22 protein-coding genes are annotated in these 22,619 nt (G+C 50.2%); 12 read left to right on the forward strand and 10 right to left on the reverse strand.

The features are described from left to right. The first annotated feature begins 151 nt into the window (after positions 1-151). A complete protein-coding gene (locus tag K3G39_RS09065; protein ID WP_220625864.1) occupies positions 152-2,347 on the forward strand; it encodes a M3 family metallopeptidase in 2,196 nt (731 codons plus the stop codon). Positions 2,348-2,418: 71 nt separating this feature from the next. Here the strand turns inward: K3G39_RS09065 and K3G39_RS09070 are convergent, their stop codons facing one another. Continuing rightward, positions 2,419-2,811, reverse strand: coding sequence for a DUF4440 domain-containing protein (locus tag K3G39_RS09070; protein ID WP_220625865.1), 393 nt, complete (start codon positions 2,809-2,811; stop codon positions 2,419-2,421). A gap of 373 nt (positions 2,812-3,184) precedes the next feature. Between K3G39_RS09070 and K3G39_RS09075 the strand changes: the two genes are divergently transcribed. From K3G39_RS09075 to K3G39_RS09090, 4 genes are all read left to right on the forward strand, one after another. Next, positions 3,185-4,309, forward strand: a complete 1,125-nt coding sequence (locus K3G39_RS09075; RefSeq protein WP_255594186.1) for a hypothetical protein — start codon at positions 3,185-3,187, stop codon at positions 4,307-4,309. A 17-nt stretch (positions 4,310-4,326) separates the two neighbouring features. Beyond that, positions 4,327-5,982, forward strand: a complete 1,656-nt coding sequence (locus tag K3G39_RS09080) for a BCCT family transporter (RefSeq protein ID WP_220625866.1) — start codon at positions 4,327-4,329, stop codon at positions 5,980-5,982. A gap of 9 nt (positions 5,983-5,991) precedes the next feature. Further along, the gene (locus tag K3G39_RS09085; protein WP_220625867.1) at positions 5,992-6,873 is read left to right on the forward strand and encodes a universal stress protein; all 882 of its coding nucleotides are present in this window, start codon (positions 5,992-5,994) and stop codon (positions 6,871-6,873) included. A 243-nt stretch (positions 6,874-7,116) separates the two neighbouring features. Then, on the forward strand, positions 7,117-7,353 hold the full coding sequence (locus tag K3G39_RS09090; RefSeq protein ID WP_220625868.1) for a hypothetical protein: 237 nt from the start codon (positions 7,117-7,119) through the stop codon (positions 7,351-7,353). A gap of 373 nt (positions 7,354-7,726) precedes the next feature. Here K3G39_RS09090 and K3G39_RS09095 read toward each other — a convergent pair whose 3' ends face one another. Further along, on the reverse strand, positions 7,727-8,020 hold the full coding sequence (locus tag K3G39_RS09095; RefSeq protein WP_220625869.1) for a hypothetical protein: 294 nt from the start codon (positions 8,018-8,020) through the stop codon (positions 7,727-7,729). A gap of 196 nt (positions 8,021-8,216) precedes the next feature. Here K3G39_RS09095 and nuoL point away from each other — a divergent pair, with 196 nt between their 5' ends. From nuoL to K3G39_RS09115, 4 genes are all read left to right on the forward strand, one after another. Beyond that, a complete protein-coding gene (gene nuoL, locus K3G39_RS09100; RefSeq protein ID WP_255594189.1) occupies positions 8,217-10,415 on the forward strand; it encodes an NADH-quinone oxidoreductase subunit L in 2,199 nt (732 codons plus the stop codon). Positions 10,416-10,663: 248 nt separating this feature from the next. Beyond that, positions 10,664-12,409, forward strand: coding sequence for a NuoM family protein (locus tag K3G39_RS09105; protein WP_220625870.1), 1,746 nt, complete (start codon positions 10,664-10,666; stop codon positions 12,407-12,409). 57 nt (positions 12,410-12,466) lie between these two features. Further along, complete coding sequence (locus tag K3G39_RS09110; RefSeq protein WP_220625871.1) at positions 12,467-13,978, forward strand: NADH-quinone oxidoreductase subunit N; 1,512 nt, start codon at positions 12,467-12,469, stop codon at positions 13,976-13,978. Between the two features lie 16 nt (positions 13,979-13,994). After that, positions 13,995-15,887 (forward strand): amidophosphoribosyltransferase, encoded by a 1,893-nt coding sequence (locus tag K3G39_RS09115; RefSeq protein WP_220625872.1) that lies wholly within the window; start codon positions 13,995-13,997, stop codon positions 15,885-15,887. A 224-nt stretch (positions 15,888-16,111) separates the two neighbouring features. On the opposite strand, the gene K3G39_RS09120 is transcribed toward K3G39_RS09115, so the two are convergent. Then, positions 16,112-16,939, reverse strand: coding sequence for an Ig-like domain-containing protein (locus tag K3G39_RS09120; RefSeq protein ID WP_220625873.1), 828 nt, complete (start codon positions 16,937-16,939; stop codon positions 16,112-16,114). A 163-nt stretch (positions 16,940-17,102) separates the two neighbouring features. Next, complete coding sequence (locus tag K3G39_RS09125) at positions 17,103-17,261, reverse strand: hypothetical protein (protein WP_255594190.1); 159 nt, start codon at positions 17,259-17,261, stop codon at positions 17,103-17,105. A 147-nt stretch (positions 17,262-17,408) separates the two neighbouring features. Here K3G39_RS09125 and K3G39_RS09130 point away from each other — a divergent pair, with 147 nt between their 5' ends. The 3 genes from K3G39_RS09130 to K3G39_RS09140 are packed head-to-tail and all read left to right on the forward strand — an operon-like array spanning position 17,409 to position 19,058. Further along, positions 17,409-17,864 (forward strand): GNAT family N-acetyltransferase, encoded by a 456-nt coding sequence (locus tag K3G39_RS09130; protein WP_220625875.1) that lies wholly within the window; start codon positions 17,409-17,411, stop codon positions 17,862-17,864. 56 nt (positions 17,865-17,920) lie between these two features. After that, the gene (locus K3G39_RS09135; protein WP_220625876.1) at positions 17,921-18,346 is read left to right on the forward strand and encodes a carboxypeptidase-like regulatory domain-containing protein; all 426 of its coding nucleotides are present in this window, start codon (positions 17,921-17,923) and stop codon (positions 18,344-18,346) included. Positions 18,347-18,389: 43 nt separating this feature from the next. Further along, on the forward strand, positions 18,390-19,058 hold the full coding sequence (locus K3G39_RS09140) for a hypothetical protein (protein ID WP_220625877.1): 669 nt from the start codon (positions 18,390-18,392) through the stop codon (positions 19,056-19,058). Positions 19,059-19,123: 65 nt separating this feature from the next. Here K3G39_RS09140 and K3G39_RS09145 read toward each other — a convergent pair whose 3' ends face one another. The 6 genes from K3G39_RS09145 to K3G39_RS09170 form a co-directional block, all read right to left on the reverse strand. Further along, on the reverse strand, positions 19,124-19,372 hold the full coding sequence (locus K3G39_RS09145; RefSeq protein WP_220625878.1) for a hypothetical protein: 249 nt from the start codon (positions 19,370-19,372) through the stop codon (positions 19,124-19,126). A gap of 13 nt (positions 19,373-19,385) precedes the next feature. After that, complete coding sequence (locus K3G39_RS09150) at positions 19,386-20,129, reverse strand: hypothetical protein (RefSeq protein WP_220625879.1); 744 nt, start codon at positions 20,127-20,129, stop codon at positions 19,386-19,388. After that, entirely contained in the window at positions 20,126-20,518 is a 393-nt protein-coding gene (locus K3G39_RS09155) for a GntR family transcriptional regulator (RefSeq protein WP_220625880.1), read from the reverse strand. Before K3G39_RS09155 ends, K3G39_RS09150 begins: the two co-directional genes overlap by 4 nt. 12 nt (positions 20,519-20,530) lie before the next feature. Then, positions 20,531-21,307 (reverse strand): hypothetical protein, encoded by a 777-nt coding sequence (locus tag K3G39_RS09160; protein ID WP_220625881.1) that lies wholly within the window; start codon positions 21,305-21,307, stop codon positions 20,531-20,533. Beyond that, positions 21,291-22,145, reverse strand: a complete 855-nt coding sequence (locus tag K3G39_RS09165) for an ATP-binding cassette domain-containing protein (RefSeq protein WP_220625882.1) — start codon at positions 22,143-22,145, stop codon at positions 21,291-21,293. Before K3G39_RS09165 ends, K3G39_RS09160 begins: the two co-directional genes overlap by 17 nt. Positions 22,146-22,364: 219 nt before the next feature. Then, positions 22,365-22,595 carry a hypothetical protein gene (locus K3G39_RS09170; RefSeq protein ID WP_220625883.1) on the reverse strand — a complete coding sequence of 77 codons (231 nt, stop codon included), beginning with the start codon at positions 22,593-22,595 and terminating at the stop codon, positions 22,365-22,367. Between the last annotated feature and the right edge of the window lie 24 nt (positions 22,596-22,619).

A 22,619-nucleotide genomic window follows, 5' to 3' on the forward strand; every position in this document is an offset into this window, starting at 1 on the left:
CCCTGTTTTCTGCCACCTCGCCTGAAGGATACTTACTAAACGTTTGCAGGTGGCATTTCAGGTATAGCAGGCGGCCTTTAAATTGCTGAGTGGGGCTTTTGGTCTATTTTTTGTAACTTGTGCTGAAATTTATCATTCACTTTAACATTCTATGAAAGAACAGATCATATCGGCCGGCAAGGTATCCGGCATAGTGGCCCTGTTGGCGCTGGCAAGCTGTACTTCGGTGCAAACGCCACAGACACAGGACACACAGGCTGCTACCGAGCAAAAGCAGGCAGAAACCAATGTGCTCCTGCAGGAGTGGAGTGGCCCATACCAAGGTGTTCCCGCCTTCGACAAAATGAACCTGGCCGACCTGAAGCCAGCAATGGAAAAAGCCATGTCCCTCAACCTGGCTGAGATCGAGGCGATTGCCAACAACACCCAGCCTGCCACCTTCGAAAACACAATTGAAGAGATGGAAAGAGCCGGCGAGGAACTGAACCGTGTGTTCACCTACTACGGTATCTGGGGCAGCAACATGTCTACGCCGGAGTTCCGTGAGGTTCAAAAAGAAATGGCTCCGAAAATCTCCGAGTTCAGCTCTAAGATTTCTCAGAACGAGAAGCTTTTCCAGCGCATCAAAACCGTGTACGAAAACTCTCAGAAGAACCCGCTGCCAGCTGACCAGCAGCGTGTTGTGGAGCTCATCTACAAGAACTTCGCCATGGAAGGTGCTGATCTGAGCCCGGAAAAGAAACAACGCTACGCTGCCATCAACAAGGAGCTTTCTTCGCTGTACACTGCTTTTGGCAACAACATCCTGGCTGATGAGGAGAAGTATGTGGTATACTTCACCAAAGACCAGCTAAGCGGTTTGCCAGAGTCGTTTGTGAAAGCCGCTGCCAAAGCTGCTGCTGACCGTGGCAAGCCTGGTCAGTATGCCGTTACCAACACCCGTTCTTCTATGGACCAGTTCCTGACTTACTCGGACGAGCGCGGCTTGCGCGAGCAGGTATGGAAAAACTACTACTCTCGTGGCGATAACAACGACGCGAACGACAACAAGCAGAACATCGTCAACATCCTGAAACTGCGCAAAGAACGTGTCGGGTTGATGGGTTACGACAACTATGCTGAGTGGCGTCTGCAGGACCGCATGGCCAAAACGCCTGAGGCTGCAATGGAGCTGATGATGGCCGTATGGCCAGCTGCTACCGCCCGGGCCCGCGAAGAGGTGGCCGACATGCAGAAACTGGCCAATGCTACCAGCAAAACCAAAATCACGATTGAGCCTTGGGACTACCGCTACTACGCCGAGAAAGTGCGCAAAGACAAGTACGACCTTGACTCTGACGAAGTGAAGCAGTACCTGGAACTGGGCAACCTGACCCAAGCCATGTTCTTTACGGCGGGTGAACTTTTTAACTTCAACTTCAAGCCGGTAGCCGAAGGTTCGGTGCCTGTGTTCCACGAAGATGTGAAGGTATGGGAAGTGACGGACAAGACCTCTGGCGAGCACATTGGCCTTTGGTACCTCGATCCGTTCGCGCGTCAGGGCAAGCGCTCTGGTGCCTGGGCGACTACGTACCGTGCCCACACTACTTTCGATGGCAAGAAGAACGTGCTGTCGTCTAACAACTCCAACTTCGTGAAGCCTGCGCCGGGCGAGCCTGTGCTGGTATCATGGGATGACGCGACCACCTTCTTCCACGAGTTTGGTCACGCGTTGCACTTCCTGGCTTCTAACGTAAAGTACCCGACGCTGAACAGCGGTGTGCGCGATTACACTGAGTTCCAGTCGCAGTTGCTGGAGCGTTGGTTGTCCACTGACAAAGTGATTAACCAATTCCTGAAGCACTACAAGACCGGCGAGCCGATGCCGAAAGAGCTGGTAGCCAAGATCGAGAAGGCGGCCACTTTCAACCAGGGTTTCGAAACGACGGAGTTCCTGGCGTCTGCCCTGATGGACATGCACTTCCACCTGGCCGACCCGAACAACCTGGACCCGGACAAGTTTGAGAAAGAGACACTTGCTAAACTCGGTATGCCGAAAGAGATCGTGATGCGTCACCGCTCACCGCACTTCGGACACGTGTTCTCTGGCGAGGGCTATGCCACTGCTTACTATGGTTACATGTGGGCGGACGTGCTGACGTCTGATGCCTCTGAGGCCTTCACAGAAGCTCCTGGCGGATTCTATGACAAAGACGTTGCCGCCAAACTGGTGAAGTACCTGTTTGCGCCACGCAACTCTATGGATCCGGCTGAAGCCTACCGCATGTTCCGTGGCCGCGATGCCAAGATCGATGCGCTGATGCGTGATCGTGGCTTCCCGGTGCCAAACAACCAAGGCAAAAAGTAAGCCTTATTCTAATCAGTATCAATACAAAAGCGCCCTGCAGGTATACCTGCAGGGCGCTTTTGTATTTACAATTAGGTTGCGCTTACGCTGGAGTTCCAGATGTCTTTATCAAGCTTCCAGTTGTGATGCTTTTTTTGCCAGATCACCATATACTTGCCTCTATCTATTAAAGAGTCGCCTTCACCACGCAAGGTATAGTTCCCCATTTCGATGGCCGTGTTTTCGCAGGGCTGTACTTCCAGGGTTTCCAGCCTGACGTTTTTTATACCCATGTCCATGGCACCCTGCCAAAACTCCTGTATACCTTGCTTGCCTTTTATCATTTCCATACCTGTCGGCAGCAGCATACCCTCGTCTGTGTATAAATTGGCGATGCCAGCAGCATTGCCGTTCGAGAAGGCACGCATAAACTTTTCGTTAGCACTTCTGATATTAGTGCTGATGTCAGTTGTAACTGTTTCCATAATCTAATCTGTTTATAGTTGGTGTTTATATTCATAAACCAAAGCACATACCTAATCCCTCAGGTATGAGGATTTTATTAAGTGTTTTAGCAGGTTTAGTTTAATTATCTAAACGAATAATTATAATAACAAATTGATTTTCCGATAGATAGGTATTGCTCTTTTGCGTTAATGCCTCAAACAGCAGGGTTAACCATGTAAAGTTGATAGCAAACTACTGGGCGGTTTTATTGGTGTGCACGGTTCCTGCCCGTACTGTAAGAGCATAGCAGGTAACTTTTATAGTCTTAACCCGTCAATAAGTACTGTTGTACCAAATCAGCAGGTTCAATTGAGAAAAGCTCTACGATACTGCATACTTATTTGTCTGCCGTTGCTGCTTGCCCTAAGCAAGGAAAGTCTCGCGCAGGCGCCCGAAGAGAAGCCCGAGGACAAACCCATGCTCAAGCTGGGTGGTGCGTTGCGCTTTAACTACAATCTCTCTACCTGGAAAAAGGATCAGTTGGAGCGGGGCGGTGACTTTGGCTTCGATCTCTTTCGCATTAACGCTGAGGCCGAGTACAAAGGCATCAAACTCAATGCAGAGTTTCGCCATTACTCCCAGGCCTTTGGCGGAGCATTCCTAAAGCAGGGCTGGTTCCAATACGACTTTAATGAAGGTTCCCAACTGCAGGTCGGCCTCAATCAGGTTCCTTTCGGCATACAGCAGTACAACTCCAACAACTGGTTTTTTAACATGACCTATTACGTCGGTTTTGAAGACGACCACGACATGGGCGTAAAATACATACGCGATACCGGACTGTGGCAATGGCAGGCGGCTTATTATAAGAGTGCCGAGGAGTTTGTGTTCGGACTGTCGGAGCCGAGCCCTAACCGCTATTCTTATGACGTGACGGGCCGCAACAAAGAAAACAACCAGCTCGACTTTAAACTGGTGCGGAGGCTTGGTGATAGCCTGACGCACGAAATAGGCTATTCCCTACAGGGCGGACTGCTTTACAACATCGACACCGAACGAAACGGAACACGTTATGCAGGTGCCCTTCACTACGAGTATAAATCATCCAACAGTCCCTGGAACATCAAACTGCAGGCCATGTTCTACCGCTTTCAGCCAACCTACGCAGCAGGTGCAGACCTCGACTTTGTAGAGATGGGGGCTTACGGCGCCAACTACAATGTAGCAAACCGCGGCGAGGTCTACACAGCAGGTATAGCGTATCATATACCCTTCGAAACCAAGCTTTTGCAAGGTATAGACCTGTACAATAATTATGGGTATTACAACAAACGGGAAAGCGGCTACGAAAATGCGCACATGAACGTATTGGGCGCTCTGTTTACAGCCGGGCCTATGTACATCTACACCGATGCGGCATTTGGGTATAACCATCCCTGGCTGGGACCAGAGTGGACAAACGCCTTCACCACTGGCACACCGGATGATACAAAGTGGCACATGCGCCTCAATATCAACATGGGCTATTACTTCTGACCTTTAAAACAAACAGCATGGGTAAAGTTAAAAGCAATATTAAAAAATCATTTGGGTTAGAGGTGAACGGGCCTGTTTTCTGGTCTTCTATTGTGATCCTGATCATCATCATTGCGCTTGTACTCATTTTCAGGAAAGGCGCGGAGGCCTTTTTCTCCACTGCTCAAACGGCGGTGACGGCCAATGCCGGGTGGCTGTTTATATTAAGTGTGAACCTGTTTGTCGCTTTCTGCTTTTTCATTGCCTTCGGGAGGTTTGGAAGCATCCGGCTGGGCGGGAAGGATGCCAAGCCGGAATTTTCAACTTCTTCCTGGTTTGCCATGCTCTTCAGTGCAGGTATGGGTATAGGGCTTTTATTCTGGAGTATAGCTGAGCCAATCAATCACTTCCAGACGCCGCCCATGGGGGAGCCCGGCACACCGGCTGCTGCGCGTCAGGCCATGAACTTTACGTTTCTGCACTGGGGACTGCATGCCTGGGCTATCTATGCGTTGGTCGCTTTGTCTTTGGCGTTTTTTACCTACAACCGGCAGTTGCCGCTCACGGTGCGGTCAGCATTTTATCCTTTTCTGGGTGAGCGTATCCACGGCGTCATCGGGCACGTGATCGATATTCTGGCTGTGATCGCTACGCTGTTTGGTCTGGCTACCTCGCTTGGACTCGGTGTAAAACAGGTGGCCGCTGGCCTCAATCACGTATTTCCGGCCATCACAAACGATATCACAACCCAGATCATCCTGATTGTAGTTATTACAGGTATAGCCACCGTGTCAGTGGTTACGGGGGTGGACAAAGGCGTACGTATTCTCAGTGAGTGGAACATCCGCATTGCGCTTCTGGTCCTGATCGCGGTGTTGTTGCTCGGGCCTACGGTTTTCATCCTGAGCTCCTATGTACAGAATACTGGCTATTACCTGGGTAATTTCCTGCAGCTCTCTTTCTGGAACGAAGCCTTCACGACCAATAACTGGCAGGGTTCCTGGACGGTGTTTTACTGGGCCTGGTGGATCTCGTGGGCACCTTTTGTAGGTATATTTGTTGCGCGTGTTTCCAAAGGACGCACAATTAAAGAGTTTGTGCTCGGGGTACTGATAGCGCCATCACTGTTGTCGTTTTTGTGGATGACTGCATTTGGAAGCACCGCCCTGCGCGATATACTGGCCGGAAACAACGCTATTTCCGAGGCGGTGGCGGCAGACATTTCAACTGCCCTCTTCGTGTTTTTTGAGCAACTGCCTTTTTCAACTGTGCTTTCTGTAATTGGCATCTTGCTGATTGCCGGCTTTTTCGTGACTTCCTCTGACTCTGGTTCTTTGGTGGTCGTGAGCCTTACCTCTGGCGGTATACCCAATCCTCCGGTGAGCACGCGCATTTTCTGGGCACTTTCAGGTGGCGCTATCGCGGCGGTGCTGCTGCTGGGAGGAGGCTTGCAGGCCCTGCAGACTGCCGTTATTATCACCGGGCTACCCTTTGCCATTATTCTACTGCTGATGTGCTATAGTCTGTACCGGGGCTTGAGTGAGGAACTGGAAGAAGAATTGAAGCTGGGACAGGCAAGTGAACGGAAGGCTTATCAGCAATTGGTGGCCGAAATGCTCGCCAAAAGGGCTCAGAAGCAAGCTATACCTAAAACGCCGAAAGCAGACGATACCCCAACTAAACCATTAGAATAAAGAAGCGCTATGATTGCAATTAATGCCATGATGGTCTGTCTGGACCTCAGTGAGATAGATGAAAAGCTGGTCGCTTTTGCACGTGCGATCTGTGAGCGTCTGCCGGTTCACAAAGTCTACTTCGTGCACAACATCAAGACCTCGGAGCTAAGCGAAGATTTTAGGGAGTGGTTTGGTGAGGTAGACCTGGCTGGTGAGATTGAGGGAAACATAACTGATATCGTGACCGAGCATTTTGCCGATGTCGCTCCATACGAGATTCTGGTCAGCGAAGAACCCAACACGGAAGTGATACTGGCTGATCTGGTGAAACGCTACAAAGTAAAACTGACCCTGCTGGGAAAAAAATTGAAAGGCAAAAGTACCAATGCGCTGGGCACCAAACTGCTCCGCATTCTGCCCTGCAGTATACTGGTATTCCCGGAGGCTAGTATTTTTGACATTGAGAAAGTGCTGGTTCCCATTGACTTCTCCAATACTTCCGTACACGCGCTACGCCTCAGCAAAAATCTGTCTGACCAGTTAGGTTTGCAGCTTGAGATCATGCACGTCTACCGCCTGCCGAGCCAGTTTTTTCCCCTGATTTCGGAGGAGAAAGCGGTTAGAAAAGCTGAGGAAGTGGTAAAAGGAAAGTTCGATGCCCTGCAAAAGCAGCATCCCGAGATAGTCGGTATACCTTATACCCTGGTAAGAGCGGCCAACAAGAGTGTAGCGGAGCGCATTAGCTTGAATATGGAGAAAGGAGGCCACGGGCTGCTGGTGCTGGGCTTGAAAGGCAACAACCCCATTCCGTCGCTGAGCCTTGGCAGTGTGCCAACCGAAATTTATAACTCAGATATAAATGTGCCGCTGTGGCTGGTTTATTCAGAAGAAGTGATAAATCAAAAATAATACTTCCTGGCTGGAATAAACGCTTCAGATAGTAATAGACAGGGGTGCTTCAAATTATTTTCAGAGCTTTTGTTTTCACAGGCAACTTTTCCAAAACACTATCGTATGTTCAGAGTTAATAAGTAAAATGCGCTCCGACTCAAGCGGGTATACTGTCCTGTTTCGTTGCCGCTGCTTCCAGATTACCTATTGCCACTTATGGACGAATTCTCTCTTTTTACCAGCAAGCTTCAAACTTGTGATTTGATAGTACTGACAGAAGCGGACGAAATCCGCACATACTGTCGTTTTTACGCAAATGGCCTTTACCAGGACCGCATGTTTATTTCGGATGTCTCTGTGAAAGAAAATCTGACGTTACTCAGCAGTGAGGAAGACGTGATTGATTGGAATGGCGTGCAGGACCTCCGGAAAAAATACTGTGAATCGTTGCAGTCTGGTGAAGGTATAAATGCGACGCCATCTGCTGAACCTGCCTAGCATTTTTTACGACACGACCGGGGCCAATGAGCTTTTGTGGAAAAGGCTGTAGAGCTTGCTTAACGGAGAGGTATAGCCTATAAAAAGCAAAGGCTCCTTTGAGGGGAGCCCTGCTTCTTCAAAGGATTGCCTGATAGGCAACCTTCAACTTTTAGCCGCTGCAAATATATGGATAATTATACCTATATCCGGTGCAGTTGGTGAAAAAAAATAATATTTTTGAACTTTCTTATCCAAATGTCATTTAATCTGGCTTGGTTGATGCCAAAAGGCCGTCTTAAGCACCCAGAAAATGACTTTGAAAATAAAACAGAAAGAGGGAGCCCGCGCTCCCTCTTTCTGTTTCTCGTCATGAGATTATATCGGACGCTTCTTACTTGTCGCTTTGATAGCCAACCAGTTTGATCATCTTATTGTAATTACCCAATAGCAGGAATGAAGGGGCCCACTGACCTACAAATAAAGCTTCTTCGTCTTTCTTCATAATTTTTAGGGTAGCCGAAACAGCCATTGAGCCTAATGCAGCCCATAAGAATACATCAGATGGAATACGGGAAGTATAGTCTTCGATAGCTGCAGCTACTGGTCCTTCTTTATGTTGTGGATTAACTCTGTCAGCTTTGTTTTTCAAATCCTGTGCGTCTCTTTTAAGATCTTGTGTGTCCATAGTTCTTATTTTGTTTAGATGGTACAATACCATACAAAACGAAATAGAACCATGATTGTTTGCAAAAATTGAAAAATATGGGGTTTGTAGGGCCCGGCAAGGCCATCAGGCGCTATATTATTGCAACAATATATGTAAATTGGCCCCCTGAAACGGAGGAGGGCCATCAGGCGTCCCCGTTTTGAGTCCGAACCCCATGACAGCCAATATTTTGGAGCTTTCCGCACTTCTTGAACCGCTGGCCGGCACGCCCCAAACCCACCTGGCGTTGGTGGTGCTCCTGCTGCCCCTCCTCGCCTTTGCGGTGCTATACCTGGCGGGCAAAAAGCTGCCCCGGCAGGGCGACTGGCTCGGGATTGGCGCCACCGGACTTGCTTTTGCACTTTCGATCTATCTCTTCACCCAGACCTGGAACACCGAGGTACACCATAGCCGGACTGTCTGGTTTAGTCTACCGAACAGTTTTATAGCAGACTTCACAGCAGGTATACTGCTTGATAACCTGACGGTGCTGATGCTGGTTATCGTTACGTTTATCTCGATGCTGGTGCAGCTTTTCTCGGTGGGTTATATGCATGGTGACAAAGGGTATAGCCGCTACTTTGCCTACCTGGGTCTCTTCACTTTCAGCATGCTTGGTATTGTGCTGGTCGATAACCTGCTGCTGCTCTTTATGTTCTGGGAGTTGGTTGGTTTGTCGTCATACCTGCTCATCGGTTTCTGGTACGAACGACCTGCTGCGATTGCGGCCAACAAAAAAGCTTTTCTGGTAAACCGGGTGGGTGACATTGGCCTGCTGCTAGGTTTGTTTGCCTTCTATACCTATTTCCGGACGTTTGACCTGGAGGCTTTGCGCACGCTGATGGGGGCAGGGGAGTGGCTGAACGGTACTTTTGTGACAGGCTATACCTTGCAGGGCATGGCTTGGTGGGTGGAGTTGAGTCCGTTGTTTCTGACGCTTGCCGGACTTGGCTTGTTTATGGGCTGCGTGGGTAAGTCGGCGCAGTTTCCGTTGCAGGTATGGCTGCCTGATGCGATGCAGGGCCCTACGCCGGTTTCTTCGCTGATACACGCTGCGACCATGGTAGCGGCTGGCGTATACCTGGTGGCGCGCTGCTACGCTTTCTTCACAGTAGATGCCCTCACAGTCATTGCCATCATTGGTGCCATCACGGCACTGCTTGGTGCCCTGGCGGCGCTCACCCAGTACGACATCAAGGCAGTGCTGGCCTTCTCCACCATCTCGCAGCTGGGTTATATGGTGATGGGTATGGGCACCGGAGCACACGATGCTTCGCTCTTCCACCTGACCACGCATGCTTTCTTCAAAGCAGCGCTTTTCCTCAACGCCGGCATCATCATTCATGCCATGCACCGCGGACTGCACCACACGCACCAACTCCCCGATGTCGATCCGCAGGATATTCGGAACATGGGAGGCCTGCGCAGGGCAATGCCACTCACCTTTTGTACCTATTTGCTGGCCGCCGCCGCACTGGTAGGTTTGCCACTGTTTTCCGGTTTTCTTTCCAAAGATGCTATTCTTTCCGGTAGTTGGGCATGGGCGCAGACGATGAGCCAGGCCAACGGGAACAGCCTGTACTTTGTAGTGCCTGTGATTGGTTTTACAGTGGTGCTCCTCACGGCTTATTACATGGGGCGGCATCTGTGGTTTATGTTCTTCGGTACTTTCCGTCTGCCATTCGATGTGCAGGCGCTTCGTTTGTCGGCAGGTCAGGAGATAGAGCGGGTGATGCTTCTACCTGTGCTATTGCTGGCAGTACTCTCACTGGGCTTCTTCTTTTCGCTTAATCCGCTGTCCTTTGCCGGAAGCTGGGTGATGCAGGGGATTAGCCTGACACAATTTTCGCAGGAAGGCGCGCTGCTTGCCGGTAGTTTGATTGAGGCCGTGACAACGCAGGATGCTGCCAACGGCACTGCTCACCTGATGATCGGGTTGCTGTCGGCGCTGCTAGGTATAGCAGGTATAGGCCTGGCCTTTGGCAGGTATAAAGGCAAAAGCAGCGAAGCATTGTTGCAGGAGCAGCCGCAGGGAGCTTTGGCGCAACTCTCTTATCATCATTTTTACCTGGATGCCTTGTACAGCCGCGTGCTGGTGCAGCCGGTGCTGTGGATGGCCCGCATGCTCTACCGCTTCGATAAACGGGTGATCGACTATACCCTGGAGTATGCCAGTAAGTGGCTGGTGGTGTTTTCCAAGATCGTGAAATGGTTTGATAGATGGTTTGTGGATGGTAGTGTGTGGCTGATCGGAGCGATGGCCAAAGTGCTTGGCCGCTTCGGGCGCGGAATTCAGAACGGTAAGGTGCAATCTTACTACGCCTACTCCCTTTTTGGATTTATTCTGATAATACTATACATCATGCTGAATTGATGTTAATTTTGCGATCAGGTTTTACAGGATGATCGGATCAGCAGGATGAAGGCTATACCTGTAAACCTCATACACAGTTCTGCTTCCAGCTTGTAAAGCAAATTGCGCAAGTCTATACCCTTACTCAGTAGGAGCTAAGGCTGAAAACAAAAAGGACCCGGCATCACACCGGGAAAAGCATACCAATAAAGATGCACACATGCGCAGTTGTGTGTCTTGATACGTGATAAAAGTGTCGTAACATATTGATGAATTATACTCTTTCCAGCCTTATTTTTCTTCCTCTGCTTGCGGCGCTTATAGTGTTGCTGCTACCGACGCGCATGCAGCGGGGCATAAAAGCAGTAGCGCTGGGCGGCACGCTGTTGCAACTGGCCGTAGCCGTGTGGCTATACCTGGGTTTCGATGGTGCTGCGGTGGCGAACGGACAGACAGGCTACCAGTTTGTGGAGAAGCTCGACTGGATCGGTTTTTCGCTGGGTAGTCTGGGGCGTTTCCAGATCGAATATTTTGTGGGCGTGGATGGCGTCAGCATCAGCATGGTGCTGCTCACAGGTATAGTAGGGGTGATCGGGGCGATCTCTTCCTGGAACATCGTAAAAAATGTGAAGGGCTACTTCCTGCTCTACCTGCTGCTCATGACCAGCGTGATGGGCTGTTTCCTGGCCCTGGACTTCTTCCTGTTCTACCTCTTCTTCGAGTTCATGCTCCTGCCAATGTACTTCCTGATCGGCATCTGGGGAGGGCCGAAGCGGGAATATGCTGCGCTTAAATTCTTCATTTATACCCTGATCGGTTCGTTATTTATCCTGGTCGTGATGATCGGGCTCTATACCTCCGTGATCGATCCGGAAGCAACGGCGCAGCAAATGGGGCTGATCGGGCAAAACGTTCCTGCCAGTCTGGACATGGTTCGCCAGGTACAGCAGATGCTGCAGCAGGGCGCGATCAGTGAGGCCGACATGGTGCGGACCTTTAGTATACCTGCCATGATGGAGCCGGCTAACTTTATACCGGGTAGCCTGCTGCATGTGTTCTCGGGCGTATCTCTCTTCGATCTGCCGATACGCTTTGTTGCTTTCCTGCTGGTATTGGCGGGTTTCCTGATCAAAGTGCCCTCGGTGCCCGTGCATACCTGGCTTCCTGATGCGCACGTGGAGGCACCAACACCCATCTCTGTGCTACTGGCAGCAATCCTGCTGAAGGTGGGCGGCTATGGTCTGATTCGCATTGCATACCCTGTTTTCCCGGATGCGGGCGCTTATTTCTCCACTTTTGTCGGCGGGCTGGGAGTGCTCTCTATTATTTATGGGGCACTCTGCGCATTGGCCATGAACGACCTCAAGAAACTGATTGCTTACTCGTCGGTATCGCACATGGGCTTTGTGCTGCTGGGCCTGGCCTCGCTCACAAATGAAGGCGTGAACGGCGCGATCTATATGATGTTCAGCCACGGCCTTATCTCGGCCATGCTTTTCCTGGTGGTAGGGGTGATCTACGATCGGGCACACGATCGCATGATCCTGAATTTTCGGGGACTTGCCAAGCGCATGCCGGCCTATACCGCTTTTGTTGTGATCGCCTTTTTTGCTTCGCTGGGTTTGCCGGGCTTCTCAGGTTTTATTGCCGAGCTGCTGGTGCTGCTGGGTAGTTTCAGTGCACCGGAGGCAACAGGTATGCTGCCGCGTTGGATGGCGATCGTGGCCGTGATCGGTCTGTTGTTATCGGCGGCTTATTACCTGTGGGCGCTGCAGCGCATGTTCTTTGGCAAGTACTGGATCTTCCCGGAGCTGCGCCAGAAGGCCATCATCTCCGACCTTACCAAGCGCGAGTACCTGATGCTGGTGCCGCTGGCTATTCTGGCTTTTGTCTTCGGCATTTTCCCGCACCTGCTCCTCGACAAAACAGGCATGACGGTGACAGGCTTTACGGAACTGGTGCTGCGCAACGGACAGCAACAGCTGAACATCTTGCAGACCATTTTAACAAAATAATACCCGCGCCTGAGGGGGTATACCTCCAGGTGCCATGACTTATACCTTAACCGACACGTGGAAGAACAGGCAGCACAACTCACCCAGGCCATCGACAGCATTTTAGCTGGAGCAGGGTCGCTGCTGCCCGAATTGCTGCTGGCCATTTTCTTCCTGCTGCTGGTCACGCTCGATCTCTTCAAATCCAAAACGGTTAAGCGGCTCCTGCCTTGGGTGGCGATGACCGGACTGTTTTCGGTGCTGGTGTTATTGGTGTTGGGGCCACAAGGTATAGATGGGGTGCAGTTTCTCAATCTGCTGCGCTCTGACGGCATCGCCCGCTACACAGGTATACTCTTTAGTTTGACGGGGATCTTTACGATCCTCCTCTCACTTCAAAACCCGAAAATAGAAAAGCGCAAACAGGGTGAAGGCCGGGGCGAATACTATGCCCTGATCCTGATGCTGGTGCTGGGCCTCAACCTGATGTCCAAATCAGTGAATTTACTGATGGTTTTCCTGGCGATTGAGGTTGTTTCCATTGCCTCCTACATCCTGACACTCAGCCTGAAAGAAGAAAAAAGAGCGGTGGAGGCCGGCCTGAAGTATGTGCTCTACGGTACACTGTCGGCAGGAGTGATGCTCTACGGCATGTCGTTCTTTTATGGCCTGACTGGTTCGCTGGACTATACCTTGGTTTCGTTCTGGCGCAGTCTGCTCGATGCCAGTCCGCTGATGGTGACGGTGGCGGCCATACTGGTATTTGCTGGTTTCCTGTTCAAAATATCGGCTGCGCCATTTCACTTCTGGACGCCGGATGTGTACCAGGGGGCACCGATGCCAATCGTAGCCCTGTTCTCCACGGGTCCTAAAATGGCGGGCATCATCGTCATCATGCGTTTTGTGGCTGCCTTCGCCGACCCGACCATTGTCAGCGCCTTTGCCGATGTGCAGCTTTTCTTAGGTATAGCCGCCCTGGCTACGCTTGCGGTAGGCAATTTTACTGCGCTCTGGCAGCGCAGTCCGCGTCGCCTGATGGCTTTCTCATCGGTGTCGCATGCGGGTTTTCTGCTGATGGCGCTGCTGGCCTTTGGGAGTGACTATACCGTGAGCATACTCTTCTACATGACGGTATTGCTTTTCATGAACTTCGGTATATTCCTGTTCCTGCAGATGGCCGAAGAAGACTGGCAGGTGCGCACGCTCGAAGATTTCCAAGGGCTGGGGCCTCGTGTTCCTTTTGCCGGCATCATGGCGCTGCTCTTTCTGCTCTCTTTAACAGGTCTTCCGCCACTGGCCGGCTTTATGGGCAAATTGCTGGTGTTTAGCAATGTTTGGGAAGCCTATACCGCCTACGGGCAGCCGATGCTGCTGGTTTTGCTGGTGGTGGGTATTCTGCTGACAGGGGTTGCTTTATTCTACTATATCAAAATACCGTATCACCTTTTCCTGAAAAGGAATCAAACTGCCGAAAATTTAGTTATTTCACTGTCAAATAAGCTGCTGCTGGTTTTTTTCGCCCTGCCGCTGCTGGTCCTCTTTTTTAAACCTGACCTGCTGCTGCACTGGATAGAGAAACTGCTGGCCTAGATACTTTTACAGCCCTATGAGCGATTCCATTAAGCACGAATGCGGTATAGCCCTGATCAGGCTCCGAAAACCAATCGAATATTACGTTGAAAAGTATGGCACTCCGATGTACGGTGTCAACAAGCTATACCTGCTGATGCAAAAGCAGCATAACCGCGGCCAGGACGGGGCAGGGGTAGCCAGTATCAAGATAGATGCCGGTCCGGGTATGGAGTATATCAACCGCTTCCGTTCTGTAAAGACCCGCGCCATCGACAGTATTTTCGGGAAGATCGGCAAGGAGTTTAAAAAGCTGAAAGAAGAGCATCCTGAGAAAGCCCGGAACACGAACTGGGTATGGGAAAACCTCCCTTTTCTGGGCGATGTATACCTGGGGCACCTGCGCTACGGAACGCACGGCGTCAACAGTATAGACAACTGCCACCCGATGGTGCGTGAAAACAACTGGCGCAGCCGCAGCCTGGCCGTGGCCGGTAACTTTAACATGACCAACGTGGACGAGCAGTTCCAGAAACTGATCGAACTGGGTCAGCATCCAAAGCAAAAGACTGATACCATTACGGTGCTCGAAAAGATTGGCCACTTCCTTGACGAGGAAAACCAGATGCTGTTCGAGTCTTATAAAGACGAATACTCCAATAAAGAAATAACCTCCCTGATCGAAGATAACCTGAGTCTGCAGCGTGTGCTTAAGCGCGCCTGCAAGGACTTCGATGGTGGCTATGCCATGGCAGGCCTAACCGGTTACGGCGCCTCTTTTGTGGTGCGCGACCCGAATGGTATACGCCCGGCTTATTATTACATGGACGATGAGGTGGTGGTGATTGCCTCTGAAAAGCCGGCCATCAAGACTGCCTTCGATATCGAGTACAGCGAGATAAGAGAGATCACACCAGGTCATGCCCTCATTGTGGACAAGGCCGGTAACGCTGACTTGAAAGAGATCATGCCGCAACTCGAGAAAAAGTCCTGCAGCTTTGAGCGCATCTACTTCTCCCGTGGTAACGACCCGGAAATCTATGAAGAGCGCAAGAACATGGGCCGCCGCCTGTGCCCGCAGATTCTGGAAGCCATTGATTACGACCTGAAAAACACGGTGTTCTCTTATATCCCGAACACGGCGGAGTCCTCGTGGTTAGGTATGATGAAAGGAATCGAGGATTACCTGCGTACGTACCGCAAGCGAGCCATCCTGAACCAGGAGCTAAGCGAAGAACAGCTCGACGAGATTCTACAGTTTAAGCCCCGTGCCGAAAAGCTGGTGATCAAAGACGTGAAGCTGCGTACCTTTATCACCGACAACAATAGCCGCGACGACCTGGTAACGCACGTGTACGATACGACTTACGAGGTGGTGAAAAAAGGCATTGACACACTGGTAGTGCTTGACGACTCCATCGTGCGCGGCACAACGCTCGAGAAAAGCATCATCCGCATGCTGGACAAGCTGGAGCCCAAGAAAATCATCATTGTTTCCTGCGCACCACAGATCCGCTACCCGGATTGCTACGGCATCGATATGTCGCGCGTGAAGGAATTTGTGGCTTTCCGTGCCATGCTGGCTTTGTTGAAAGATCGTGGCCTGTACTACAAAGTAGACGAGGTATACGACAAAATACAAGCAGTACAAGGTACGCCGGCTATCATGGAGACCAACTATGTAAAGGAGCTGTTTGACCTCTTCACGCATGACGAGATTTCCGCCAAGGTATCAGAAATTGTGAAGGCGCCGGAGGTGAATGCCGAAGTGCAGGTAATTTATCAACGCATCGAAGACCTGCACCTGGCCTGCCCGAACCATAGCGGCGACTGGTACTTTACCGGCAACTACCCAACTCCGGGCGGTACCCGCGTCGTAAACCGCGCCTTCATGAACTTCGTGGAAAACAAGGCCGTACGCGCTTACTAATAAAGATTTGACTTCATTTCAAAAGCCTGTTCTGATAAAGGACAGGCTTTTTTTGTAAGCAGTTTACACTCCAAGCGAGGTATAGCACAGTCCTATGCTTATAGCCATGGTCGCAAAGAGGAACTGTATGAGATTGCGGAGAAGTCTGTTAAAGTGAATGGGGCAAAAGCTAAGAGAGGTGCCTCTTCAATTAGGGACACCTCTCTTATACTGAAGAAGCTTATTTAGTTGCCTCGTTGAGCGACTCTTGGACCAGATTTGCTGGTATCGAACCTTGGGGCGCCATCTGGCTTTGTCGTACGGATCGGTCCCATTCTGTTAGAGATAACCAATGGCATGGCACCAGCCACAATTTTACCGTCCTGCACATCAGACTTTTTATATACTGCAACTGTCAACCAGTCATCAACATAGGCTTCGCCCTCAAAGCTAAAGCAATCCATAAATGAAATAGTATTGTTAGCTGCGTCCAGAATGCCTGATTTGAAGAAGCTTGTTGTTTTGGTTTCGCTTGCAAATTGGTATTCGCCTTTCACATCAAGATAGTACTGGCTGAGGTCAAGGTTCGAGGTATACTTGATCAAGTAGTCATACTCATAGCAACTGCCATTCGATCTAAGCCTTTTAGGTGTGATGCTGGATCCGGTCTGAGATAGGCTGAACTGGGCACTGCTTGCCATGAAGTCGACAGAATTGGATGTGCAATCGCCGTGATTCTGAATAGTTGCCCGCACTTTACCGTCTTCCTGGCCATATACCCAGTTAACTTCTGCTATACCTTGAGCATTGGTATTGGTCGTGTTAGTACTTACGGTGCCACCACCCTGCACCACTTCCCAGTTTACCTGGGCATTTGAAACCGGTTGCCCGGAAGGATCTTTTACGCTTACCTGTATCGGTGAGGCCATGGCCTCACCAGGTATACCGGCTTGGTCATTGCCGTCATGCACCTCAATAGTGTTACAAACAATAGGGTCGTCATCACCACAGCTTGTGAGGGTAGCACAGAAAATCAAGACGAGTGTCAGTTTTATGCAGTTTAAGGGCTTCATGAAATAAAACTTTGGGAATTAGAGATAAGCAAGGACAGTATGGATGCGCAATGCTACCATGCATTGAGTGGAGTGTGCCTGTAAATACGATTCTATCTCTTTATTGTTATATACAATTAAGCATTTTATTCCTAAAGTATGATTTTATTGTATCAATAGGGGGTTACTTCATTAAATCAACAAAAGCCATGATGGCAAAAGCGACGGTGCCGCCAAAGACAGAGAACTTCGTGATGGGGGAGGCGTTGGAAAGAAATGCGGTGTGCTGGTTGTATTTGATGACGCCCATGAGCGTGAGGGACAGGTATAGGAATAACGCCAATGGAATGAGATTGAAAAGAATTTCGAAAATGCCGCTTGCCATGGGTACTCCTGAATTTTGATGGGTCTGATGCAAATATAGGTATAAATGGCTGGCAGCCGTATCTTTGCCAGGAACAATACATCGATATCAGCTTATTTTACCCGCATGACCCTCACCAGAATCTGCAAAGCCTTTTACGAACTGACCCCCAGCGAACTTTACGACATGTTGCGATTACGCAGTGAGGTGTTTGTGGTGGAGCAAAACTGTGTGTTCCCCGATATGGACGACAAGGACCAGCTGTGCCATCACATCTTGTTCTACAACCCAGATCAGGTGTTGGTTGCCACCTCCAGGCTGGTGCCCACAGGCGTATCTTACCCAGACATGATGTCGATTGGGCGCATTGTGACGAGCCAGTTGGTGCGTGGTGCAGGAGTAGGCAAGGAGCTCGTAGAAATGTCTATTCAGGAATGTTATCGTTTGTTTGGGGAGGGGCCGATCCGGATAGGGGCGCAGTTGTATGCCAGAAAGTTTTATGAGCGCTTTGGCTTTGAGCAGTCGAGTGAGGTATACGATGAGGACGGAATCGATCACATCAAAATGGTGAAGCAGGTATAGCAATAGGGTAAAATATAGCGTTTTTTTATTATCTTGTATTATAATCCCGAGACGCTATGAAAACAAGGTTTGCATACCAGTACTTTCTGCTGCTAACTCTGGCTATTGGTCTGGGTGCCTGCACAAACAAAGAAGATGACTATCTCAGCAAATACTGCCCCGGCTCCTGCACAGAAATAAGCGGACAAGTGCTGCGTGGCAATGGCCAGCCCATGGCTAATGTACAGCTCAGTGCTACCTGGAGAGACATGCATTACCTGAGTGGCGGTACGATCCGGAAAAAAGCCGTGGCCTATACCGACGACAGCGGCCGCTATACCTTGCGCCTTCTGGTTCGTGATGATGAAATTAATAACGGGCATTTCGAGGTTCAACCCTACGGAGTTTCCTGTAGTCAATCAGCGTGTCCTTCCTTTAATTTCTTTTGGGAATTCGAGTTCAAACGCGATACCACCTTCACCCACGATTTTGTGATCGATTAAAGCACCTGCCCGGTGGCTATACCTGTCTAAACCGCTATACCTGATGCAGCATTCGCTATACCCTTTTCTGCTTGTATTTGCTCTTCTGATCAGCTTTCCTGCCATGGCGCAGACGCAACGTGCTCAACACATTGGCCTGCACATCGGGGCTGCTTCCCCCATAGGCGATTTCAAGAAAGACCGTTTTGAAGATGACTATCCACCGATGGCCAGGAGAGGAGTGAATGTGCAGGGGAGTTACCGTGTGGAAATAAAGTCTTATCTGGCAATAGGTGCCTCGGCAGGATTTCGTTTTCACCGCTTTGATATGGATGCCCTGGCGGCACCTGACGATGCACTGGCGCTACGCCGCGATGCTACTGGCTGGAAAAGCACCTATGCGCTGGCCGACCTATACCTGCAAACTCCTCCGGGCCAATTATACGGATTTGTGAAAGGGTCTTTGGGTACTGCTTACAATAAATCACCTGAGGTGCAGGTCGATACTCCCTACGGTCCCATCCGCCGCAGCTCTGACACAGCGTTGGTGCCCGCGTATGGTATAGCCAGCGGATTTGCGATTCAGGACGGACGCTTCCTGCTATCGGTAGAAATTGGCCTGCTCGCCGCCCAGCCTACTTTTAATGTAACCAATGCACAGGGCGCCAGAAGTACCTTGAAACAACCCATGCACACGATCAACTCCATGCTGGGCCTGAACTATACCTTGTAATTGTGTAGGAAACCAAAAGGCCCGGACAAAAATTGCCGGGCCTTTTGGCTTGAGTAGTAAGCTGCTTAAATCACCATCACCAGTTTCGCGAATGTGTCCACCATGTGCAGAAGCCTGGTTGTTAGTGGGACTTTCTGCTCTTCTGCTGGTTCCGCTGCTTCCGTCAGGGTTATAGATGCATCAGATACTGTCAAGTTTGTAACTTCACTTGTCACAGGGCAACTAGCGGTAGCGCATAGTGTTTTGCTGTTTCCTCCCTGCGACAGGCTAATGAAAAGCAGCCCTCCTAACATAATCAGTCCTGTTTTTTTCATAGCGGTGCGGGGTTTACTTGCGCAAAATAGCCAGGGCTTCGCCGGAAAGCTCCACCTGCGCCTGCTCAGATAAGGTATACTGCAGCGCAGGTATAGCCACGTTGTTTAAGGTCAGGTAGCTGCGGTTGCGGATATCCAGGTTGGCCTGCTGAATCTTATTATCCGGATGAATGAGCAACTTGGAGTCGCTTTCGGGGCTGGTGCCTGTCTCGGCGTGCAGGTGCTGTAGCTCATTACCGTGCAGCTGCACCATCACGCCGTTGTCAAGTTCCAACCTGAGGCTGTCCTGCTTAAATCCCATCAGCGAAGTGTTCAAGTAATTAACTTTATTCAGGCGCTGGACGTTAGTCACCTGTTCGCCATGAAGCGTATGCTTGGCATTGGCACGAAGCATTTTCAGCATAGGCGTTTTGATGATCAGGTGTGGAGAGCCCCAGCCCTTTACGTCTTTCTGTTTATCATTAGTAGCCACATCGATCTGCAGTGTTTTGTTTTCCTGGCTGATCTGCACCACCTCTTCATTGCCCTTGTACAGGTATACCGCCTGTACGTCGCCCGGCTCGATCAACACTTTGAGCATGTCGCCGGCATTCACTTCCACCTCATCAAAACCATTAAAGTCCATGACCACATAGTTTTTGTAGGGATCCTGATATGACTTGGTGTTGTACTCGGCTTTCAGGGCGATGTTGTAGGTAGCCAGTGCGCTTAAGAGCACCACTAGAGCGAAGAGTAAAAGTTTATTGCTGGTTTTCATGGTTTCTGCTCGATTTCTTGTTCGTAATTTTCTGATTTGTACACCTGGTAGCGCTGCTGTATCTCGTCCAGGTCAATTTCAAGTACAAAGATATTTCTGAAAAACTCCGGCAGGTCCTGCTGCAGGAAGCGCTCTTTGCGTTGCACTTTTACCTTCTTCACGGCATCCGGTGTCACAAAAAATCCAATGCCGCGCTTGTTGTAGATCACCTCCTGGTTCTGAAGCTGCTCGTAGGTGCGCATCACCGTATTGGGGTTCACCTGAAAGGTCACCGCCAGGTCGCGCACCGAGGGTATCTTGTCTTCTGCTGCCCACTTGCCCAGCAAAATCTGGTCGCTGACGTGCGCCGCAATCTGCAGGTATATGGGCTCATTCTCTTTAAATTCCATGCTTTTCCTCCCCTAAACTTGCTTTTCCTTTATTTTGAAATAGGCCACTACCCAGCTTACAAGTGCCAGCACAACCAGCAACGTCACCATCAGCATCTCATTTCCTTCGTAGACACCTACTTCAAAGCGCTTGTCGTCTTCCATAAAAAAGGCAGCTGAGAAAGGATTTACAGCGGTAAAGTCGCGTCCCAGCATCGCCTGCACCGCCTGCTTATTCAGGTTGTAAAGCAGCAAAATGCCCAAGAAACCTGCAAAAGTCGTTTTGATAAAATGGTTTTTGTTGAAGTATGCCGAACCCACCAGCATCAGTGCATTGAAAAGCGCATAAAAGGTCAGTAGTATGTGCAATGCGGGCTCAGACGTGAGAATATTGATCATGTCCGGCTCAGGTCCCACACGCGGGTCGATGCTGAGCAGAAGGTAGACGATCAAATAAAAAGAAGGTATAAACAACAGCAGGTAGATCGGGAATGAGTAGAGCCAGCCGACCAGGTACTTCTCGAACTGAGAAGCGGGCAGGGTCAGGAAAGCGATCGCCTTTTTTTTGTCACCCAGCTGCGCAAACACGGTGCTCGAAAACACCATGCCCGCCCCGATCATAAAAAACATGAAAAAGACGGACTGCTCAGTAGCTGACATTGGTCTGGATGCCATGTAACTAGCTGCTCCTATGATCAGAAACATGGCACCCAGCAGCACGCCCAGCGACATCAGGTAGGTTTTGTAGTGCTCTACGGTATGCTTGCGAAACAGCAGCGCAAAACGGCTCGGATTAAAGTGATTGTTCATAGTGAGGTCTTTGAAGAATTTCGGTTACAGATGTGTTGCCACTGGTGATGGCGTTGAAGAGCAGCTCCATATCTACTTTGCTGTAGTTGCCCATCAGGTTAGGCAGAATGGCCTGCTTGCCGCGTAGCGCGTCTTCGGTATAGAGGGCATTGTTAGCTTCCGCCTCAGGTATAGTCGTAAAGGTGAGCCGCTCGCTGATGGCATCCAGTGACTCGTTCAGCACGATCTCCCGTTCATGCACCACCACCAGCGTATCGATCAGGCTGTCGAGGTCGCGCACCTGGTGGGTGGAGATGACGATGCAGCGATTCTCGGTGAGGGCAGAGGCAATGATGCGGCGGAACTGAACTTTGGAAGGTATATCCAGGCCATTGGTCGGTTCGTCCATAAGCAGCACGCTGGTGTTGGTGGCCAGACCGAAGGCAATGATGGCTTTCTTCTGCTGCCCAAACGACATTTTGCTGAACACAGCATGTGCTGGCACTTCAAATTCGGAGAGGTAGCGGTAAAAGGCATCTTCGTCGAAAAAAGGATAAAAGGCAGCTGTGTTTGCCACAAATTGTTTGGCTGTGAGCGAAGGCATGTAAATTTCTTCCGGAATGAAATAAAGATTTTCGAGCATAGCCGGTTGCCGTTTGTGCGCATCAAAGCCGTTTACCCGGCAACTGCCCTCCAGTGGGAAAACCAAACCGACCATGTTTTTGAGCAACGTGGATTTGCCCGCCCCGTTCTTGCCCAGCAGTCCGTAAATGTGGCCCTCCTGCAGCTTCAGATTTAGGTTCCGGAACAGCAGCGACTTGCGGCTATACCCAAAACTAAGGTTCTCGATCTCTATCATCTGGGTTTGTTTTAGTGTATTAGTTAATTAGTACACTACAAATGTAACTATTGTTTTATCAATACCAAATTATTTTAAAAAAATATTTGATTTAAGGTATATAAGCTTTGGGTCAGGCACTTGCCTGGCTGGTATACCTGAGCGGCGCAGGTAACTGGGGAATATAAAAGTGGGAAAAATAGAAGTGAGAATGAGGATCTGAGAACAGATCAGGCACTGCTATACCTTGAAAGCAGGGTGATGGTAGAGAGCCAGGTATACCTGCTCGGCGTCCTGCTTTTCGAATATTTTCTGTGATGCTCCGAAGTCGAGCACGAGTTTGGCGGTTTGCTCTTCTGTCTCAGGTTTAAAGTAAGCAAAGCACAGTTTGCCGATATCCAGCAGGAACACAGCCCGCGTATCGCCGCTGCCGAGCTGTATGCTTATAAAGTTGCCGTTTGAGTGTTGCATGGCTATCCCTTCACCTGCTTAGGT

This window comes from Pontibacter sp. HSC-14F20 (assembly GCF_019599265.1).
Taxonomy (GTDB): Bacteria; Bacteroidota; Bacteroidia; order Cytophagales; family Hymenobacteraceae; genus Pontibacter.

What these genes read in the sequence shown, in the direction of transcription:
- K3G39_RS09065 (WP_220625864.1), top strand. Translation starts at nt 152, where the DNA reads ATGAAAGAACAGATCATATCGGCCGGCAAGGTATCCGGCATAGTGGCC.
- K3G39_RS09070 (WP_220625865.1), bottom strand. Translation starts at nt 2,811, where the DNA reads ATGGAAACAGTTACAACTGACATCAGCACTAATATCAGAAGTGCTAAC.
- K3G39_RS09080 (WP_220625866.1), top strand. Translation starts at nt 4,327, where the DNA reads ATGGGTAAAGTTAAAAGCAATATTAAAAAATCATTTGGGTTAGAGGTG.
- K3G39_RS09085 (WP_220625867.1), top strand. Translation starts at nt 5,992, where the DNA reads ATGATTGCAATTAATGCCATGATGGTCTGTCTGGACCTCAGTGAGATA.
- K3G39_RS09095 (WP_220625869.1), bottom strand. Translation starts at nt 8,020, where the DNA reads ATGGACACACAAGATCTTAAAAGAGACGCACAGGATTTGAAAAACAAA.
- nuoL (WP_255594189.1), top strand. Translation starts at nt 8,217, where the DNA reads ATGACAGCCAATATTTTGGAGCTTTCCGCACTTCTTGAACCGCTGGCC.
- K3G39_RS09105 (WP_220625870.1), top strand. Translation starts at nt 10,664, where the DNA reads ATGAATTATACTCTTTCCAGCCTTATTTTTCTTCCTCTGCTTGCGGCG.
- K3G39_RS09115 (WP_220625872.1), top strand. Translation starts at nt 13,995, where the DNA reads ATGAGCGATTCCATTAAGCACGAATGCGGTATAGCCCTGATCAGGCTC.
- K3G39_RS09120 (WP_220625873.1), bottom strand. Translation starts at nt 16,939, where the DNA reads ATGAAGCCCTTAAACTGCATAAAACTGACACTCGTCTTGATTTTCTGT.
- K3G39_RS09130 (WP_220625875.1), top strand. Translation starts at nt 17,409, where the DNA reads ATGACCCTCACCAGAATCTGCAAAGCCTTTTACGAACTGACCCCCAGC.
- K3G39_RS09135 (WP_220625876.1), top strand. Translation starts at nt 17,921, where the DNA reads ATGAAAACAAGGTTTGCATACCAGTACTTTCTGCTGCTAACTCTGGCT.
- K3G39_RS09140 (WP_220625877.1), top strand. Translation starts at nt 18,390, where the DNA reads ATGCAGCATTCGCTATACCCTTTTCTGCTTGTATTTGCTCTTCTGATC.
- K3G39_RS09145 (WP_220625878.1), bottom strand. Translation starts at nt 19,372, where the DNA reads ATGAAAAAAACAGGACTGATTATGTTAGGAGGGCTGCTTTTCATTAGC.
- K3G39_RS09150 (WP_220625879.1), bottom strand. Translation starts at nt 20,129, where the DNA reads ATGAAAACCAGCAATAAACTTTTACTCTTCGCTCTAGTGGTGCTCTTA.
- K3G39_RS09155 (WP_220625880.1), bottom strand. Translation starts at nt 20,518, where the DNA reads ATGGAATTTAAAGAGAATGAGCCCATATACCTGCAGATTGCGGCGCAC.
- K3G39_RS09160 (WP_220625881.1), bottom strand. Translation starts at nt 21,307, where the DNA reads ATGAACAATCACTTTAATCCGAGCCGTTTTGCGCTGCTGTTTCGCAAG.
- K3G39_RS09165 (WP_220625882.1), bottom strand. Translation starts at nt 22,145, where the DNA reads ATGATAGAGATCGAGAACCTTAGTTTTGGGTATAGCCGCAAGTCGCTG.
- K3G39_RS09170 (WP_220625883.1), bottom strand. Translation starts at nt 22,595, where the DNA reads ATGCAACACTCAAACGGCAACTTTATAAGCATACAGCTCGGCAGCGGC.